The organism is Massilia sp. DJPM01, assembly GCF_030348125.1.
GTDB classification, from domain to species: Bacteria; Pseudomonadota; Gammaproteobacteria; order Burkholderiales; family Burkholderiaceae_D; genus Telluria_A; species Telluria_A frigida.
The window spans coordinates 94,669-112,093 of sequence record NZ_JAQOZV010000021.1; the positions used below are offsets into that span (position 1 = coordinate 94,669).

Consider the following 17,425-nt stretch of genomic DNA (forward strand, 5'->3'; position numbering starts at 1 on the left):
AGTACCCGCACCATGAAAACCATTGACGTCAAAATCCTCGACCCGCGCATGAAGGACCAGCTGCCGGCCTACGCCACGCCGGGCAGCGCCGGGCTTGACCTGCGCGCCTGCATCGACGCGCCCATCACCATCGAAGCGGGCGCCACCGTGCTCATTCCGACCGGGCTGGCGATCCATGTGAGCGATCCCGGTTACGCCGCCATGATCCTGCCGCGCAGCGGCATGGGTCACAAGAACGGCATCGTGCTGGGGAATCTGGTAGGCTTGATCGATTCCGACTATCAGGGACAACTGATGGTATCGACCTGGAACCGCGGCCAGGCCGCCTTCACGCTCAACCCCATGGAGCGCCTGGCGCAACTGATCGTGGTGCCGGTGGTGCAGGTCGGATTCAATATCGTCGACGATTTCGACACGAGCGAACGCGGTGCGGGCGGTTTCGGCAGCACCGGCAAACACTAATTTGGAGAAGTCTATGGCCCGTTTCACTGGTCTGCGTCCGGCTATGCCGGTAATCTGCCTGGCACTGCTGCTGTCGGCTTGCGAGACGACCGGGCCAGCGCCTGAACCCACGCCCACTATCCCGGTTCCGCAAAAGCCGGCCGAGCCGGCGCCACGGGTCGTCACGCCACGCCTGGCGGCTGCCGCCGAAGCGCTCACCAAAATGGCCTCGCTGCAGGAACGCCTGTACCGGATCGCCGCCCCGCTCCTGATCAACAACGCCGACTTGTGCAAGACGTCCACGCGCAACCTGCTCGGCTTCACCGCGCGCAACCGCTACTGGTATCCGGGCGAATACAACGAAGCGGCCAACATCGCCTTCGACATGGGCGAGCGCCTGCAAGTGACGGGCGTGCTGGCCGGCAGCGGCGCTGCGCGCGCCGGACTGCGGCGCGGCGACAACCTGGTTTCCGCCAGCGGCAAGGCGCTGCCGGTCGGCCCCAACGCATCGAGCACGGTCGGCGCGGTGTTCGGTCCCCTGGTGGCCAGCCAGGCCAGCCTGGCACTGCAGATCGAGCGCGACGACAAAACCCGCGAGCTGACCGTGCCCGTCACGCGCGCCTGCGGTTTCGCCGTCGAACTCGGGAACGCCGACAACGTCAACTCCTACGCCGACGGCGCGCGCGTCCTGGTCACGCGCGGCATGCTGCAGTTTGCGAAGAACGACGAAGAAGTCGCCTACCTGCTGGCCAAGGGCATGGCGCACAATATCCTGGGGCACGCCGCCACGCAGCGCAGCACCGGCACCATCGGCAGCATCATCGACAACCTGACCAACGTGCGGCCGGATACCTCGATGCTGATCGGCAGCGGCGGCATCAAGGCCATGCCGCCCGAACTCGACGCCGCCGCCGACCAGCTCAGCATGTACCTGCTGGTGCGCGCCAACGTCGGCATCGACGCTGCCCCGGCGTTCTGGAAGCGCCTGGCCGCCACCTATCCGGCCACGGTGTTGAACGGCTACGTCGCCAACCACCCGGGTACGGCCGTGCGCCTGGCCGCGATCGACAAGGCCACGGCCGATATCAGGGCCAAGCAGATGGCCAAAAAACCGGTCGCGCCATGAAAAAGCTGCTGCTCGCCTGCCTGACGATTCCCCTGCTGGCGCACGCCGCCCAGTGGGTGAAGGTCGGATCGGCAGCGGGCAGCCAGTCGTACATCGACAAGGGCAGCATCATCCGCAGCGACAAGAACTACAAGGTGTGGTCGCTGGTATCGTACGCGAAGGAGCAGGCCACGCCGGAAGGCACGCCCTACCTGTCGATGAAGGCCCTGCATCTGTATTCATGCGCCGAGCGCACCACGACCTTGCTCAGCCAGGTGTACTACGCCGAGGCGATGGGCAAGGGGCCGGTCTCGCAAAGCTTCAAGTACGAAAAGTTCGCGCCGGAAGACATCGTGCCCGACAGCGTCTCGGACGGTGCGCTACAGGTGATCTGCAAGCGCAAGAAGCGATAGCGCGTTCAGCTCGGGAAATTCGGGAAGAACGTCCCCATCACCCACGTCAGCACGCCGCAAAAAATCACCACCGCCACCAGCACGATCAGCAAACGCCCGAACTTCGGCGAGCCATCGTCATTTTTTGTATCATTGCTCATCTTCCAACCACCATGTGCTCGATTCAGGAGCGCCAGTATATTCGATTCAATGGACAGCATAGACCTGGAAGTATTAAAGAGCGCCTCGGCGTGGATCGCCGCCGGTCACCGCTGCGAATTGATCACGGTGATCAAGACCTGGGGGTCGAGCCCGCGCCCGATCGGCGCCACGCTCGCCATTTGCGACGATGGCCGCGTGGTCGGTTCGGTCTCCGGCGGCTGCATCGAGGATGACCTGATCGAGCGCGTGCGCCGGGACGGCATCACGCGCACCATTCCTGAAGTGGTCAGCTACGGCATCAGCGCCGACGAAGCGCACCGTTTCGGCCTGCCCTGCGGCGGCACCATCGAACTGGCGATCGAGCCGTTATCAAGCGCCAGCGCCATCGACGAACTGCTCGCGCGCCTGGAAGCGCACGAACTGCTGGCGCGCCGGCTCGACCTGGCCAGCGGCGCGGTCAGCCTGGCGCCGGCGCAGGCCGGCGCGGTGCAAGTGCTGGGCGACGGCGCGCTGACCACCGTGCACGGCCCGCGCTGGCGCCTGTTCATCATCGGCGCCGGGCAGCTCTCGCGCTTCCTGGCGCAGATCGCCACGGCCATGGATTACTACGTCACCGTGTGCGACCCGCGCGAGGAATATCGCTCCGGCTGGAATCTGCCGGGCGTGCAACTGGTGCACATGATGCCGGACGACCTGGTGCTCGAATCGCGCCTGGACCACCGCAGCGCCGTGGTGGCGCTCACGCACGACCCCAAGCTGGACGACCTGGCGCTGATGGAAGCGCTCAAGTCCGATGCGTTCTACGTGGGTGCGATCGGCTCGCGCCTGAATAACGCCAAACGGCGCGAACGGCTCAAGGAGTTCGATCTGTCGGACCACCAGCTGGCCCGCCTGCACGGGCCGATCGGCCTGTACATCGGCAGCAAGACGCCCTCGGAGATCGCCATTTCGATCCTGGCCGAGCTCACCGCCGTCAAGAATGGCGTGCCGGCCGACCTCCAGGTACGCCATGCGGCGGCGCTGGAGCCGGCCAGCACCGGGGTGTGCGCGGTGGCGCTGATTCAACAGCAAGCGTAATAACAATAGCAAGAATGGGCTATCCCGCAAGGCGCCGGCGGTGGACAATGCCGCTTCATTATCGAGCGCGAGGGGCGCATTGAGAGTCGACCCATGAACACAGCCAATCTGCTTCGCCTGATCGTCCTCGCTGCCATCTGGGGCAGTTCCTTTCTCTTCATGCGCATCGCCGCGCCGGTGCTCGGGCCGGCCGTGCTGATCGAATACCGGGTCGCCTTTGCCGCCCTGTTCCTGGCCATCGTCGGCGTGATCCTCAAGAAGCGCCTCGACCTGGCCGCCAACTGGAAGCACTACCTGATCCTGGGCTTCATCAACTCCGCCCTGCCCTTTCTGCTGTTCGCTTTTGCCGCGCGCACCTTGTCGGCCTCCGTGCTGTCGGTGCTGAACGCCACCGCGCCGATATGGGGCGCGCTGATCGGCGCGTTCTGGTCGCGCCAGGCCATCGCCGGCAAGCAGGTGCTCGGGCTGGTGCTCGGCACCTGCGGCGTGGCCCTGCTGGTCGGCTTCGACGACGTCAGCGCGCGCCCCGGCGCGCCGCTGGCCATCGCGGCGGCCCTGCTGGCCGCCTTCTGCTACAGCGTGGCCAGCACCTATGCCAGGTCGGCCAAAACCGTCGAACCCTACGCCAACGCGCACGGCAGCATGTGGGCCGCCACCGTGCTGGTGATTCCGGCGCTGCCATTCTTCCCCGCTCCCGCCGCGGCCACGCCGGGCATCATGGCGGCCGCGCTCGCGCTGGGCGTGCTTTGCAGCGGCATCGCCTACATCATGTACTTCAAGCTGATACAGCAGGTCGGCCCGACTTCCGCGCTGACGGTCACCTTCCTCAGTCCCCTGTTCGGCATTTTGTGGGGCGTGCTGTTCTTGTCGGAACACGTGGGCTGGTACACCGTCGCCGGTGCCGCCGTGGTCATCGCCGGCACGGCGCTGGTGACTGGATTCACGCCGTTCGGGCCGCGTGCTATCGTTGCGCCCTCCCCCACCAGCAAATAGGCAGCCGCTTGCAAACGTCGATTCCCCTTCCGGCGCTTTACCGCAGCGCCGATATCCTCGCCTTTCACAGCCGCGACCTTGAGGCCGTGGCCGAACAGGTGGAGCCGGCCCGCATCCGCAAGGGCGTGATGATCGGCGGCGTGCCGGTATTGCTCGATATCGCCCTGGGCGCCGACGTGGCGCACTGCACGGTGCAGGCCGACGGGCCACTGACGCCCGATGACCTGCGCCAGATTGACGACGCCCTGCTCAATATCCTGGCGCTGCGCATCGATCCGGCGCCCTTCCTGGCGGCGGTGGCGGGCGATCCGCTGCTGGGGCCCGTGGCACAGCGCCAGCCCGGATTGCGCATCGTGCAGTCAGCCACGATTTTCGAGGCGCTGACCTGGGCCATCATCGGCCAGCAAATCAACCTGACCTTCGCCATTGCGCTGCGCCGCACCTTCATTTTGCAGGCTGGACGCCAGCACAGCAGCGGCTTGTGGTGCTATCCGGAGGCGCGCGACGTGGCCCGTCTCGGCGCCGAGGTCCTGACCGGCCGCAAATTCTCGCGCTCCAAGGCCGATACCTTGCTGCGCCTGACGCAACTGGTCGACAGCGGCGAACTGACGCTCGATCGCCACCAGGACGCGGCCGACGTGGCGGCCTCGCTGCTGGCCGTCAAGGGCATCGGCCCGTGGACCGTCAACTACGCCCTGCTGCGCGGCTACGGCTACCCCGACTGTTCGCTGCATGGCGACGTGGCGATCCGCGCGGCGTTCCAGCACCTGCTGGGCGAAGACGCCAAGCCGGACATGGCGCGCACCGAAGCGCTGCTGGCGCGCTATGCGCCGCACCGTACCATGGCCGCGGCCCACCTGTGGGCCAGCCTACATCCGCGCGACGACCAACAAGCCGCTTGACCCTGACGCCACGTCAGACTCCACACTGCGCTGACGCATGAAGACAAGGAGTGATTCGATGAAGTTGAAAATAGGCGAGCTGGCGAAACGGTCGGGACTGACGGTGCGCGCGCTTCATCATTACGACAGCATCGGCCTGCTCTCCCCTTCGGCGCGTTCCGAGGCCGGCTACCGCCTGTACAACCGCGACGACATCGCCCGCCTGCACCAGGTGCAGGCACTACGCCGTTTCGGCGTGTCGCTGGCCGACATCGGAACCTTCCTGGCCAATCCGGGCGCCAGCCTGTCGACCATCGTGGAGCAGCAGATCGCCGCACTGACCCGGCAGATCGACCAGGCCGGCATCTTGCGCGAGCAGCTGACAACGCTGCACCGTGAACTCGATGCCGGCGTGGAGCCCGACCTGGCCGCGTGGCTCACTACTTTGGAGTTGATGACGATGGTCGATACTTATTTTTCAAAAGAAGAACTGAAACAGCTGCCCTTTTTCGCCGGCGACGCCGCCTGCATCGCCGAGTGGGATGCGATGGTGGCGCGCTTCAAGCAGATGATCGCCGCAGGCACGCCGCCATCGGCCGCCGAAGCGCAAACGCTGTCGCAGGAATGGATGCTCAAGATGGAACGCGACACCAACGGCGACCCGGACGTGATGGTGCGCATTCTCGCCATGCAGGCGCACGAACCGGCCATGCGCGAGCAGAACGGCGTCACGCCCGACGTCGAGGCCTATCTGAAGGAAGCGTTCGTGCAGTCGCGCCTGGCGATGTTCAAAAAATACCTGTCGCCCGAGGAGTTTGCATACATGGATGCGCACTACCGCATCCGCATGGACGAGTGGCCGGCGCTGATCGCGCGGGTGCGCAAGGCGATTGCAAGCGGCGCCGCGCCGGCCGATCCCCAGGTCGGGCAGTTGATGCGCGAGTGGATCGATTTGTCGCAGTCCTTCGCCGGCGACGATCCCGCCACCCACGCGAAAGTGCGCGTCGCTTACGAGAAGGAGCCGCTGCTGATGATCGGCAGCTGGATCACCGATGAAATGAAGGCATACATCGGGCAAGCCATGGCGGCAGTGCATCAGAACTCCTGAACGGCGCGCGCCCGGCCATCCGACAAAGCGGTGTTCTTGCATCCGATAAAGCGGTGTTCTTGTCCAGCCTCGGCAGGCGAGAACATCCCTGGACCCACATGACGCCTGCGCCGGACTGCGGACCTGGCAAATTTGCGCTCAAAGCGCGGACAAGCAAAGGCGGCGAGCGCCAAAACGGTAGCGGCAACGACAAGCAGGAAAAAACCAGGCCCTGGGCTGGATGCCGGCGCGCCAATACCAGCACCCGCAAAAGCGAAAGCCGCTGATTCCTGTAAGAGAATCAGCGGCTTGCTGTATTTGGTTGCGGGGACAGGATTTGAACCTGTGACCTTCGGGTTATGAGCCCGACGAGCTGCCAGACTGCTCCACCCCGCGTCTGTATGTAGCTATTATAGGGGGCTTTTCAGAATTAGGCAATGTTAATCCAATCAAGAGCTGCGATAGGCCCGAAGCGGACGCGGCGCAGGGGCGGCAGGTCCGGTTTACCCTCTGCGCGAACCGCATTGGCCCGGCAATCGGTGTAAAGTAAGCGAAAATCATTCTTCCCATTCCCTATGAAATTTTGTTCCGAGTGCGCCCATCCCGTCGACCTGCTCATCCCCGAGGGCGATAACCGTCCACGCTATGTCTGCAAGCAATGCGCGGCGATTCACTACCAGAACCCCAAACTCGTCGTCGGCTCCATTCCCGTCTGGCAACCGGAAGGCGAACAGGTCCGCGTGCTGCTGTGCAAGCGCGCCATCGAACCGCGCCACGGTTTCTGGACCTTGCCGGCCGGCTTCATGGAAAACAGCGAAACAACGGCCGAAGCCGCCGTGCGCGAAACCGAAGAGGAAGCCGGCGCCGACATCGAGATCGGCAGCCTGTTCAGCCTATTGAACGTGGCCCAGGTGCATCAAGTCCATCTGTTCTACCTGGCCCGCCTGCGCAGCCTGGACTTTGCGCCCGGCATCGAAAGCCTGGACGCGCGCATGTTCGCCGAGCACGAGATTCCGTGGGAGGAACTGGCCTTCCCCACCATCCGCAAGACGCTGGAACTGTTTTTCGCCGATTGCGCCAGGATGCGCGACGATGGCGGCTTCGGCTTTCACACGCACGACATCGTGCGCCCGATGCGTATCTCCAGCGATCCCGACTGAGCCATGATTCCCTGGCTTGAAACCGATTCGCCGTTTCCCGACGTCTCCCAAGCGCTCACCTCCGACGCACCGGGCCTGCTGGCGGCCGGCGCCGACCTGTCGCCCGAGCGCCTGCTGAGCGCCTACCGGCACGGCATCTTTCCCTGGTTTTCCGAAGGCCAGCCCATCCTGTGGTGGAGTACCGACCCGCGCATGGTGCTGATGACTGCCGATTTTCGCATCAGCGACAGTCTGCGCAAAGCCCTGCGCCGGGTCGAGCGCAGCATGGAAGAAGGCGGGCGCTGGCAGATCCGCTTCGACAGCGCCTTCGAGGACGTGATGCGCGCCTGTGCCGCGCCGCGCAAGGATGGCCCGGGCACCTGGATTTCGGACGACATCATTGCCGGCTATACCGGCCTGCACGCGATGGGCTACGCCCACTCCTCCGAACTGTGGCTCGATGGCGAACTGGTCGGCGGCGCGTATGGCGTGTGCATCGGCCGCATGTTTTACGGCGAATCGATGTTCGCGCGCGTGACCGACGGTTCCAAGATCGCGCTGGCGTGGCTGGTCGCCTTCCTGCGCGGCCAGGGCGTGGCCATGGTCGACTGCCAGCAGGAGACCGGGCACCTGGCCTCGCTGGGCGCCGCCCCCATCGCGCGTGCCGCCTTCCTGGCGCATTTGCGCGACGCCATCGCCAAACCGGGCATCGCCGAGTGGAAACCGGGATCGCCATTTACACAGACGCGGTAAACAGCGTAAAGTTTCGCTACAATAGCAACGAAGGAAGCAACCAGGGCCACCGATCGCAACCACGCCGTATCGAAAGCGACTGCATGACGCACTTAAACGACCTGCCTTTCTCGACGCTGCAGTTCTACACCACAGCGCCCTACCCGTGCAGCTACCTCGACGCACGGCAAGCGCGTTCGCAAGTGGCCACCCCTTCGCACCTGATCAATGCCGACGTCTACTCCGAACTGGTCAAGAATGGCTTCCGGCGCAGCGGCATCTTCACCTACCGCCCTTACTGCGACGGCTGCAACGCCTGCATCCCGGTGCGCGTGCGCGCCGCCGAATTCGCGCCCAGCCGCGGCCAGCGGCGCGCCTGGACCCGCCATGCGGGCCTGGTGGCCACGGTCGCCAACCTGAGTTTTTCGGACGAACACTACGCGCTCTACCTGCGCTACCAGACCACGCGCCACGTCGGTGGCGGCATGGACCAGGATAGCCGCGACCAGTACGCGCAGTTTTTGCTGCAAAGCCGCGTCAACACGCGCCTGGTGGAGTTTCGCGAACCCGGCGACGGCGCACTGCGCATGGTCTCGATCATCGACGTGCTCTCCGACGGCCTGTCGTCGGTGTACACGTTTTTCGATCCCGATGTCGGCGGCGCTTCCTTCGGCACCTATAACGTGCTGTGGCAGATCGCCCAGGCCAGCGAACTGAAACTGCCCTTCGTGTATCTGGGCTACTGGATCGAACAAAGTCCCAAGATGGCCTACAAGACCAACTTCCGCCCGCTCGAAACGCGCATCGACGGCATCTGGAGCCTGTTGAACCGATAACAGCTTGTGGGCGGGCAGCGCCGGCACACGGTAAAATGCCGGGACCCGCACCAACCCGAGCACTCCATGTCCCAGAAACTGCTGTATGCCTTAGGCCGTCCCCTGCTGTTCACCCTCAATCCGGAGACGGCGCACAATGTCACCCTGCCCGCGCTGCGCGGCGCGGCCGCGCTGGGCCTGACCGGCCTGTTGAGCAAACCTGCGCCCGATCCGCGCACCGTCATGGGCATCACCTTCCCCAACCCGGTCGGCCTGGCCGCGGGACTGGACAAGGATGGCGCCTACATCGACGGCCTGTCGGCGCTCGGTTTCGGCTTCATCGAAGTGGGCACCGTCACGCCCAAGCCGCAGGCGGGCAATCCCAAGCCGCGCATTTTCCGCATCCCGTCCAAGCGCGCCGTGATCAACCGCATGGGCTTTAACAATGGCGGCGTCGACGCCTTCGTGGCGAACGTGCAGGCGTCGAAGTTTTACCAGGATAAGCGCGGCGTGCTTGGCCTGAACATCGGCAAGAACGCCAGCACGCCGATCGAGAGCGCGGTCGACGACTATCTGCACTGCCTTGAAAAAGTGTACCCGTACGCCAGCTACGTGACGGTCAATATCTCCTCGCCGAATACCGCCAACCTGCGCCAGCTGCAGGGCGCGTCGGAACTGGACGCGCTGCTCACGCGGCTGAAAGATGCGCAACTGCGCCTGGCCGACCAGCACAAGCGCTACGTGCCGCTGGCGCTCAAGATCGCACCGGACGTCGACGGCGACCAGATCAAGGATATCGCCGCCGCCCTGCTGCGCCACAAGATCGATGGCGTCATCGCCACCAACACCACGCTCAGTCACCGCCTGGTCGACCGCGCACGGCACGGCCAGGAGACCGGCGGCGTGTCGGGCGATCCGGTGTTCGACCTGTCGAACATCGTGATCCGCGCGCTGCGCCAGGAGCTGGGCGACGCGCTGCCGATTATCGGCGTGGGCGGCATCATGCGCGGCGCCGATGCCAAGGAAAAGATGAATCTCGGCGCCTCGCTGGTGCAGCTGTACACTGGCCTGATATATCAGGGACCCGGCTTGATCCGCGAATGCGCGCAGGCCCTTCGACCATAAGGAACCCAGCATGATCAAGACCAGGCTCGGACGCACGCCGCTCGAGGTATCGAAGATCTGCCTCGGCAGCATGACCTTCGGCGAGCAAAACAGCGAGGCCGATGCGCACAGCCAGCTCGATTACGCGCTCGAACGCGGGATCAATTTTGTCGACACCGCCGAAATGTATCCGGTCATGCCGCGTCCGCAGACGCAGGGCGACACCGAGCGCTTTATCGGCAGCTGGCTGAAAAAGAGCGGCAGGCGCGGCGACATCGTATTGGCCACCAAGGCGGCCGGCCCGAATCCGAACCTGCACTGGGTCCGCGAAGGAAAACAGAACCTCGACGCCGCCAGCCTGCGCACGGCAGTGGAAGAGAGCCTGCGGCGCCTGCAAACCGATCATATCGATTTGTACCAGCTGCACTGGCCGAGCCGGAACGTGCCGGTTTTCGGCGCGACCGCGTTCGACCCGGCCAAGGAGCGCGCCGCCATTCCGGTCGAAGAGACGCTCGCTGCGCTGGCGCAGCTGATCGAGGCTGGCAAGATTGGGCATATCGGCCTGTCGAACGAGAGCGCGTGGGGCGTGAGCGAATTTGTCAAGCAGTCCGACATGCGCGGGTTGCCGCGCATCGCCAGCGTCCAGAACCTGTACAACCTGACCGCGCGCAGTTTCGAGACCAGCCTGATGGACGAGACCTGCTTTCGCGAGGACGTGGGTTTGCTGGCCTATAGTCCGCTGGCGTTCGGGCAGTTGAGCGCCAAGTACCTCGATGACCCCACGGCGAACGGACGCCTGACGATTTTCCCGGCCTCGTGGAGCCCGCGTTATCTGCGCGCGCCGGTGCTGGCGGCGGTGAAGGAGTACACGGCGCTGGCGCGCGCGAACGGCATGACGCCGACGCAAATGGCGCTGGCGTGGTGCTACTCGCGCTGGTTCGTGGCCTCGACCATCATCGGCGCGACCAGCCTGGCACAGTTGAAGGAAAATATCGATGCGATGTCGGTGACCCTGACCCCGGAGGTGGTGGCCGCGATCGACGCCATTCACGCGCGCATGACCAATCCGGGCGCATGATCGCCGTGCGCATGCCTGCGCAGACCAGAGGGCGGCGCGCCAGCGTGCCGCCCGATCAGCAGATCAGGCTTGCATCCTTTTAAGGAAATTCAAGGCATCCTCGATCTCCGAAGGACAGTAGGTGCCCCAATGGGGATGCGCTTTGCACCACTCGACAAAGTGGACCAGGCAGGTCACCTGCGGCCCGTTCAACGCCGAGAGACGAACCCGCGTTTCGGCCTCGAACTTCTCCACCGGAGCGAGGCTATACAGCAGAAACTCGGTCTCCGTCCGCTTGTCCTGCGCCTCTGGCGAGAGGCAGAACGGCAGGTAGTGAGGGAGCGCCCACGCCCACCCCTTCGCCGACAGCGACGACAGTTCCCGATGGAGCACCCAGATGACCGCGGCGCCAACGGGTTTCCCCCTGAATGTCTCAAGGTCGCGCGCCAGGTAATCGCAGTGGAAGCAGCTGTCCCGATGAAAGCGAAGATCTGATTTCCCCGGCATCTTGACGGGCGGGAAGGCGATGCTGATTTCAGCGAGGAGGGCCTCGGTTGTCATGCTTTGGCAGGGGGAAAAGGATTGCATCGTCACTCAGTTCACGGGCGGTGGAGGGATAGTCAAGCGACACCATGCGACTGGAAGAATCATATTGCAACATTTACCAGCTACTAATATTGTACATGATCGCACAGACGCGGCTGCTCCTACCCCTCCGCCAGAATCGCGATCTGCCGCAGCCCCCTCGAAAAACTCGTACTGCTCGGATTTTCCACAAACACGCACTGCTTGCCCGTGCGCTTGCAATGCTCCTTCACGCGCCAGTAAGCGTTATGGCTGATGCACCCGGTCTGGCAAATCACCAGGTCGGCCGCCGCCAGGTTCGCATCGAGCAAATCGGCCCCGTGCTCCTGCCCGCCGTCGTGATGGGCAAACCTGGCGCCCGCCTCCTCCGTCATGCAGCGGTAACTGGCCACGCTGGCACTCCTGCCGCCGACGCACAACAAGGTCTTGTCGGCCAGCTGCGCCGCGGCGATCGCTTCGGCCGCATCTTCCTCGCACACCACCGCCTCGGGCGGGCGCGCCGCCTGCAAGGCGTCGAGCTGGCGCGTGGTCGCCGCCAATTGCTGGCGCAACTGCGCCAGCTGCGCATCGCGCGCGGCCAGGCGCTGCGCCGCCTCGTCGAGCTTTTGCTTGAGCCGCGTGCGCGCTTCCAGGTCCGGCACCGACGCGCTCAGTTCCGCCATATCCGCCTGCAAGAACGCAAACTTGCTGTCGCGCGCCACCAGCTCGGCGCGCGCATGCATCAACTGGCCCTGCACCTGTTCCAGCTCGCGCGCCTTGTCGGCCAGGGTGCGCACGTGGCGCTGCTGCGACTGCGCCAGTTCGGCCGCCAGCGCCGCATGCTCTTCCTGCAGCTCGATGTAGTGCGCGTGGTCGATGCGCGTGTTGGCCCCGGCCTGGTGCTGGATCATGTGCATCTCGCGCAGCACGATGTCCTGCACCAGGAAATCGCTGCGCGGGTGCGTCAGCGCGGCCCAGAAGGCACCCGCCACGTCGCCCTGAGCGATCGCCTGGCGCCACAGCAGCATGACGGCGTCGCCGCTGCGCGCGTCGCGAAAGCGCAGCAGCACCAGCGCGTAACGCTGGTCGAGCGCATCCTGCAGCAGGTTCGAGATGCGGTTGCGGCTGGCGCATTCGGCCACCGCGCCGACATGGATTTCGTAGTCGTCGGCCAGCGCCTGGCCGCGCACGCCCTTGTTCACCAGCTTGCGCAGCGCGCCGAGCGGCAGGCACACGCCGATCACCGGGCAGTGGGTATTGGCCGGCAGCTCCCACAGGCGCTGGCGGCGCGACGACGAGGTGCGCGAAGCCGCTTCGCCGTCGGGAGGGAAGAACCGCGCGAGCGGCTTTTTGGCATCGTGGTCGCACATGCGCTACTCCTTAATGCAGCTTGGGGCCGTGGCGCGCGTCGTCGATGACGGCGGCGGCGGCAGCAGCGGCGTTGGACTGGGCAACGTGGTCAAGCCGCGCCTGGGCGTCGCCGACCATGCCGGACAGCGCGCGGAACGCTTCCGGCGTGAAGCGCACCGAGACGTGGTTCAGCGACAGGTGCAGCACGCTGCATTCGGGGCAGATGCTGACGTGGCCGATGGTACTGTCGGCGATCGTCACATGCTGGCAAGGTTCGCTTGGATTCTGTGGATGTTTGCTCGGCACGATGCTTCCTTGACGGTATGCAGTGGCTGGCGGCGGCGGGCTATGCGTGGGTGGATGGCTTGCTGAAATCAAGTATAAACGAGAATCATTCGCATTTGCAAGCCATGTCGCATACGTGCCGCGCATCCTGCGCCGCTCCCGCGCCAAGGCGGCGCGCGTGGGAAATCCAAGTCCCCCACGCGCAAACACTACGCCGCTTCGCGCGGCGCGTCGGCGTCGAGCGCGCGCTCGATATCGGCGCGCGAGACATCCGGCGCAAACTGCTCGATGAAGTGATACGCATACGCGCGCAGATAGGCGCCGCGCCGCACCGCCAGCCGCGTCACGTTGGGCGCGAACAGATGCGACGCTTCGACCGCGCGCAAGCCCTTGTCGCGCCCATGATCGAAGGCCATCGAGGCCACGATCCCCACGCCCATCCCCAGGCTCACATACTGCTTGATGACGTCCGAATCCATCGCCGTGAGCACGATGTCGGTGCCCACCCCCGCCTTGGCGAACGCCGCATCGATATGCCCGCGCCCCGTGAAGCCCACATCGTAGGTAATCAGCGGATAGCCGGCCAGGTCTTCCAGACGGATCGGCGAGCAATTGAGCAGCGCATGCCCGTCCGGCACCACGATCAGATGGCTCCAGCGGTAACACGGGAACGACACCAGGTCGGGGAACTGCGACAGGCCCTCGGTGGCGATGCCGATATCGGCCTTGCCCGACAGGACCCACTCGGCGATATGATCGGGAGCGCTCTGCTGCAGCGCGATGCGCACCTCCGGGAAGTCCTTGCGGAACGACTGCACCACCTTCGGCAGCGCATAGCGCGCCTGGGTGTGGGTGGCGGCGATGGTCAAGGTGCCGCTGTTCTGGCCCGCGTATTCCATGCTGGCCTGCTGCAGGTTCTCGGCCTCCACCAGCAGGCGGTCGATGATTTTCAGGATGCCCTTGCCCGGATCGGTCAGCCCGGTCAGGCGCTTGCCGTTGCGCTCGAAAATCACCACGCCAAGTTCGTCTTCGAGTTCGCGGATCTGGCGGCTCACGCCCGGCTGCGAGGTGAACAGCGCATTGGCGACCTCGGTCAGGTTGTAGCCGCGCCGGGCCGCTTCGCGGATCGAGCGCAGTTGTTGGAAATTCATATCGCCGCTCCCTGGTCGACGAACACCTGCATCCGGCGCGGACGCACCACCAGGGTTTCGCCTTCTTTCAATTGCAACTGGCGGTATCGCTCGTGGGGAATGACCGCTTCGATCAATTCGGCGTTGTCGGCGCGCTCCAGGTCGAGCTGCGCCAGCGGACCGATCGCGTGCGCGCGGCGCAGCTTGACGACGATGCCATCGGCGCCAGGCGTATAGCGGTCGATGTCAAGATCGTGCGGGCGCACGTAGGCGATGCCCTGCCCGTTGCTGGCCGACGCATTGCCCGGCACCGAAAAACTGGCGTCGCCGCTGGCCATGATGCCGTCGTTCACGCGTCCATGGAACAGGTTCACGTTACCGAGGAAGCCGTACACGAAGGGCGACGCCGGATTGTTGTACACCTGCTCGGGAGAGCCGAGCTGCTCGACCCTACCCTTGTTCATCAACACCACCTGGTCCGATACTTCCAGCGCTTCTTCCTGGTCGTGGGTGACGAAGATGCTGGTCACGTGCAGGTCGTCGTGCAGGCGACGCAGCCAGCGCCGCAATTCCTTGCGCACCTTGGCGTCGAGCGCGCCGAACGGCTCGTCGAGCAGCAGCACGCGCGGCTCCACCGCCAGCGCGCGCGCCAGCGCAATGCGCTGGCGCTGCCCGCCCGAGAGCTGCGGCGGATGGCGGTCGGCCAGCCAGTCGAGCTGCACCAGTTCGAGCAGCTGCTGCACCTTGTGGCGGATCTGCTGTTCGTTCGGACGATCCTTGCGCGGCTTGACGCGCAGCCCGAAGGCGACGTTCTCGAACACGGTCATGTGCTTGAACAGCGCGTAATGCTGGAACACGAAGCCGACCTGGCGCTCGCGCACGTGGCGGTCCGACGCATCTTCTCCGTCGAGCAGCACGCGCCCGCTATCGGGATGCTCCAGGCCCGCGATAATGCGCAGCAGCGTGGTCTTGCCGCAGCCGGAAGGGCCGAGCAGCGCGGTCAGTTCGCCCGAAGGGAACTGCAGCGAGACATTGTCGAGGGCGACAAAATCGCCGAACCGCTTGTTGATATTACTGACTTCGATCGTCATGATCCGTGCTCCATGTTGCGTGCTTCGGCGTGAACGCGATCGTTTCGCGCAAACGCCATTCGACAAAGGTTTTGATCGCCAGGGTCACCAGCGCCAGCATGGCCAGCAGCGAGGCGACGGCAAAGGCGGCCGCGAAGTTGTATTCGTTGTAGAGGATTTCGACGTGCAGCGGCATGGTGGTGGTCTCGCCGCGGATATGGCCCGACACCACCGACACCGCGCCGAATTCGCCCATGGCGCGGGCGTTACACAGGATCACGCCGTACAGCAGGCCCCATTTGATGTTGGGCAGCGTCACGCGCCAGAAGGTATTCCAGCCGGAGGCGCCCAGTACCAGCGCGGCTTCTTCTTCCTCGTTGCCCTGCGACTGCATCAGCGGAATCAGTTCGCGCGCCACGAACGGGAAGGTGATGAAGACGGTGGCCAGCACGATGCCCGGCACCGCGAACAGGATCTTGATGTCGTGCGCGGCGAGCCAGCCGCCGAACCAGCCCTGGGCGCCGAACATGAGCACATAGATCAGGCCCGCGATCACCGGCGAGACCGAAAACGGCAGGTCGATCAGCGTGAGCAGGATGGCCTTGCCCCTGAATTCAAACTTGGCGATGCACCAGGCCGCGCACACGCCGAACACCAGGTTGAACGGCACCGAGATGAAGGCCGCGATCAGGGTCAGCTTGATGGCCGCCACCGCGTCCGGGTCGGTGATCGCCTTGACGTAGGTCTCGATGCCCTTCTTGAAGGCTTCCGCAAAGACGGCGGCCAGCGGAATGAACAGGAACAGGGTCAGGAACGCAAAGGCGACCAGCTTGAGCAGCGCGCTGACCCAGACCGGTTCGAGCGGATGCGAGGGGCGCAGGAACAGTTCCCGCAGCGAGCGGCGCTTGGGCGCGGCGCCTTTGCCGGCGGGCGTCGCCGCCTGGTTCAATACGGTGCTCATTTTTTCCCCGTCCTGGCGCGGGTCCACGCCTGTAACAGATTGATGGCCAACAGCAGCACGAATGAGGCCAGCAGCATCACCACGGCGATGGCGGTGGCGCCGGCGTAGTTGTACGCTTCGAGCTTGATGTAGATAAGCAGCGGCGTGATCTCGGAAATCATCGGCTGGTTGCCGGCGATGAAAATGACGGAACCGAATTCGCCGGTGGCGCGCGCGAACGCGAGCGCAAAGCCGGTCAGCAGGGCCGGCATCACGGCCGGGAACACCACGCGCGAAAAGGTTTGCCAGGCGTTCGCGCCCAGGCTGGCGGCGGCTTCTTCGAGTTCCTTTTCCAGCTCTTCCAGCACCGGCTGCACGGTGCGGACCACGAAGGGCAAGCCGATGAAGGTGAGCGCGACCACCACGCCGAGCGGGGTGTACGAGACCTTGATGCCAAGCTCGGTGAAGTATTTGCCGATCCAGCCGTTGCTCGAGTACAGCGCGGTGAGCGTGATGCCGGCCACCGCCGTGGGCAGGGCGAACGGCAGGTCGACCAGCGCATCCATGAAGCGCTTGCCCGGGAACTCGTAGCGCACCAGCACCCACGCGACGATGCCGCCGAAGACCGTGTTGATCAGCGCCGCGATGAAGGAAGCGCCGAAACTGAGGCGGTACGAAGCGAGCGCCTGTTCCGACGCCACCACCTCCCAGAACGCCGCCCAGGTCATGCTGAAGGTCTTGATGAAGACCGACGACAGCGGGATCAGGACGATCAGGCAGAGATAGAAAACGGTGAACCCGAGCGTCAGGCCGAAGCCGGGCAAGACCCGGCGCGGCGTTTTTCTCGGAAGGGGGTGAACGGCGGACATGGGGCCTCTTATTACAAATTCGTCTAATAGGCAGAAATAATCGCACTCGAATCACATAAAGCAAACGAAGCATTTCTTATTTGCATAGATGGAATGGCTATTAGGATTGCGCCGACAGACCTGTCCGCCTTTGGTCGCAGGCCGTTTGAGCGGGCGCAAATGCCGGCTTAAACGGCTGAACCCGGTTTGGATGGACGCGGTCTGACTGACACAGACCAGGAGGAAGCATGAA

The 17,425-nt window shown here is 64.7% G+C and carries 20 protein-coding genes and 1 tRNA gene; 12 read left to right on the forward strand and 9 right to left on the reverse strand.

Translation table 11 applies throughout. From position 1 onward, the window contains the following. Positions 1-12 precede the first annotated feature (12 nt). Genes dut through PO883_RS15600 form a run of 3 tightly spaced genes read left to right on the forward strand, consistent with a single transcriptional unit; the run spans position 13 to position 1,959 of the window. Entirely contained in the window at positions 13-462 is a 450-nt protein-coding gene (gene dut / locus PO883_RS15590; protein WP_289310584.1) for a dUTP diphosphatase, read from the forward strand. A 13-nt stretch (positions 463-475) separates the two neighbouring features. After that, positions 476-1,567, forward strand: coding sequence for a M48 family metallopeptidase (locus PO883_RS15595; protein WP_289310585.1), 1,092 nt, complete (start codon positions 476-478; stop codon positions 1,565-1,567). Further along, positions 1,564-1,959: a surface-adhesin E family protein gene (locus PO883_RS15600; RefSeq protein ID WP_289310586.1), complete on the forward strand. Its 396-nt coding sequence runs from the start codon at positions 1,564-1,566 to the stop codon at positions 1,957-1,959. The genes PO883_RS15595 and PO883_RS15600 overlap by 4 nt, the downstream gene beginning before the upstream one ends. A gap of 5 nt (positions 1,960-1,964) precedes the next feature. Here the strand turns inward: PO883_RS15600 and PO883_RS15605 are convergent, their stop codons facing one another. Beyond that, complete coding sequence (locus PO883_RS15605; RefSeq protein ID WP_267877607.1) at positions 1,965-2,099, reverse strand: hypothetical protein; 135 nt, start codon at positions 2,097-2,099, stop codon at positions 1,965-1,967. 49 nt (positions 2,100-2,148) lie between these two features. On the opposite strand from PO883_RS15605, the gene PO883_RS15610 reads away from it, so the two are divergent. The 4 genes from PO883_RS15610 to PO883_RS15625 all read left to right on the forward strand — a co-directional run bounded on the left by PO883_RS15610 (position 2,149) and on the right by PO883_RS15625 (position 6,159). Then, a complete protein-coding gene (locus PO883_RS15610; RefSeq protein ID WP_289310587.1) occupies positions 2,149-3,177 on the forward strand; it encodes an XdhC family protein in 1,029 nt (342 codons plus the stop codon). Between the two features lie 93 nt (positions 3,178-3,270). Further along, on the forward strand, positions 3,271-4,170 hold the full coding sequence (locus PO883_RS15615; RefSeq protein ID WP_289310588.1) for a DMT family transporter: 900 nt from the start codon (positions 3,271-3,273) through the stop codon (positions 4,168-4,170). Positions 4,171-4,178: 8 nt separating this feature from the next. Next, a complete protein-coding gene (locus PO883_RS15620) occupies positions 4,179-5,072 on the forward strand; it encodes a DNA-3-methyladenine glycosylase (protein ID WP_289310589.1) in 894 nt (297 codons plus the stop codon). A gap of 58 nt (positions 5,073-5,130) precedes the next feature. Continuing rightward, positions 5,131-6,159: a MerR family transcriptional regulator gene (locus PO883_RS15625; protein WP_289310590.1), complete on the forward strand. Its 1,029-nt coding sequence runs from the start codon at positions 5,131-5,133 to the stop codon at positions 6,157-6,159. A 298-nt stretch (positions 6,160-6,457) separates the two neighbouring features. Here PO883_RS15625 and PO883_RS15630 read toward each other — a convergent pair. Further along, a tRNA-Met gene (locus PO883_RS15630) sits at positions 6,458-6,534 on the reverse strand. A 179-nt stretch (positions 6,535-6,713) separates the two neighbouring features. Here PO883_RS15630 and PO883_RS15635 point away from each other — a divergent pair. From PO883_RS15635 to PO883_RS15655, 5 genes are all read left to right on the forward strand, one after another. Then, complete coding sequence (locus PO883_RS15635; protein ID WP_167087883.1) at positions 6,714-7,298, forward strand: NUDIX hydrolase; 585 nt, start codon at positions 6,714-6,716, stop codon at positions 7,296-7,298. 3 nt (positions 7,299-7,301) lie between these two features. Next, a complete protein-coding gene (gene aat / locus PO883_RS15640; protein ID WP_289310591.1) occupies positions 7,302-8,030 on the forward strand; it encodes a leucyl/phenylalanyl-tRNA--protein transferase in 729 nt (242 codons plus the stop codon). 83 nt (positions 8,031-8,113) lie between these two features. Beyond that, entirely contained in the window at positions 8,114-8,845 is a 732-nt protein-coding gene (locus tag PO883_RS15645; RefSeq protein WP_289310592.1) for an arginyltransferase, read from the forward strand. A 66-nt stretch (positions 8,846-8,911) separates the two neighbouring features. Then, positions 8,912-9,949, forward strand: coding sequence for a quinone-dependent dihydroorotate dehydrogenase (locus PO883_RS15650; RefSeq protein ID WP_289310593.1), 1,038 nt, complete (start codon positions 8,912-8,914; stop codon positions 9,947-9,949). A 10-nt stretch (positions 9,950-9,959) separates the two neighbouring features. Continuing rightward, positions 9,960-11,006, forward strand: a complete 1,047-nt coding sequence (locus PO883_RS15655) for an aldo/keto reductase (RefSeq protein ID WP_289310594.1) — start codon at positions 9,960-9,962, stop codon at positions 11,004-11,006. A gap of 63 nt (positions 11,007-11,069) precedes the next feature. Here the strand turns inward: PO883_RS15655 and PO883_RS15660 are convergent, their stop codons facing one another. The 7 genes from PO883_RS15660 to cysT all read right to left on the reverse strand — a co-directional run bounded on the left by PO883_RS15660 (position 11,070) and on the right by cysT (position 17,193). After that, on the reverse strand, positions 11,070-11,573 hold the full coding sequence (locus PO883_RS15660; RefSeq protein WP_289310595.1) for a DUF6714 family protein: 504 nt from the start codon (positions 11,571-11,573) through the stop codon (positions 11,070-11,072). A 119-nt stretch (positions 11,574-11,692) separates the two neighbouring features. Beyond that, positions 11,693-12,919, reverse strand: coding sequence for a DUF2325 domain-containing protein (locus PO883_RS15665; RefSeq protein WP_289310596.1), 1,227 nt, complete (start codon positions 12,917-12,919; stop codon positions 11,693-11,695). A 10-nt stretch (positions 12,920-12,929) separates the two neighbouring features. After that, positions 12,930-13,205, reverse strand: coding sequence for a hypothetical protein (locus PO883_RS15670; protein WP_187363331.1), 276 nt, complete (start codon positions 13,203-13,205; stop codon positions 12,930-12,932). 188 nt (positions 13,206-13,393) lie between these two features. Continuing rightward, positions 13,394-14,335 carry a CysB family HTH-type transcriptional regulator gene (locus tag PO883_RS15675; RefSeq protein WP_289310597.1) on the reverse strand — a complete coding sequence of 314 codons (942 nt, stop codon included), beginning with the start codon at positions 14,333-14,335 and terminating at the stop codon, positions 13,394-13,396. Then, complete coding sequence (locus tag PO883_RS15680; protein WP_289310598.1) at positions 14,332-15,405, reverse strand: sulfate/molybdate ABC transporter ATP-binding protein; 1,074 nt, start codon at positions 15,403-15,405, stop codon at positions 14,332-14,334. The genes PO883_RS15675 and PO883_RS15680 overlap by 4 nt, the downstream gene beginning before the upstream one ends. After that, a complete protein-coding gene (gene cysW, locus PO883_RS15685; RefSeq protein WP_289310599.1) occupies positions 15,386-16,345 on the reverse strand; it encodes a sulfate ABC transporter permease subunit CysW in 960 nt (319 codons plus the stop codon). Before cysW ends, PO883_RS15680 begins: the two co-directional genes overlap by 20 nt. Continuing rightward, positions 16,342-17,193: a sulfate ABC transporter permease subunit CysT gene (gene cysT, locus PO883_RS15690; RefSeq protein WP_289310600.1), complete on the reverse strand. Its 852-nt coding sequence runs from the start codon at positions 17,191-17,193 to the stop codon at positions 16,342-16,344. Before cysT ends, cysW begins: the two co-directional genes overlap by 4 nt. Positions 17,194-17,425 lie beyond the last annotated feature (232 nt).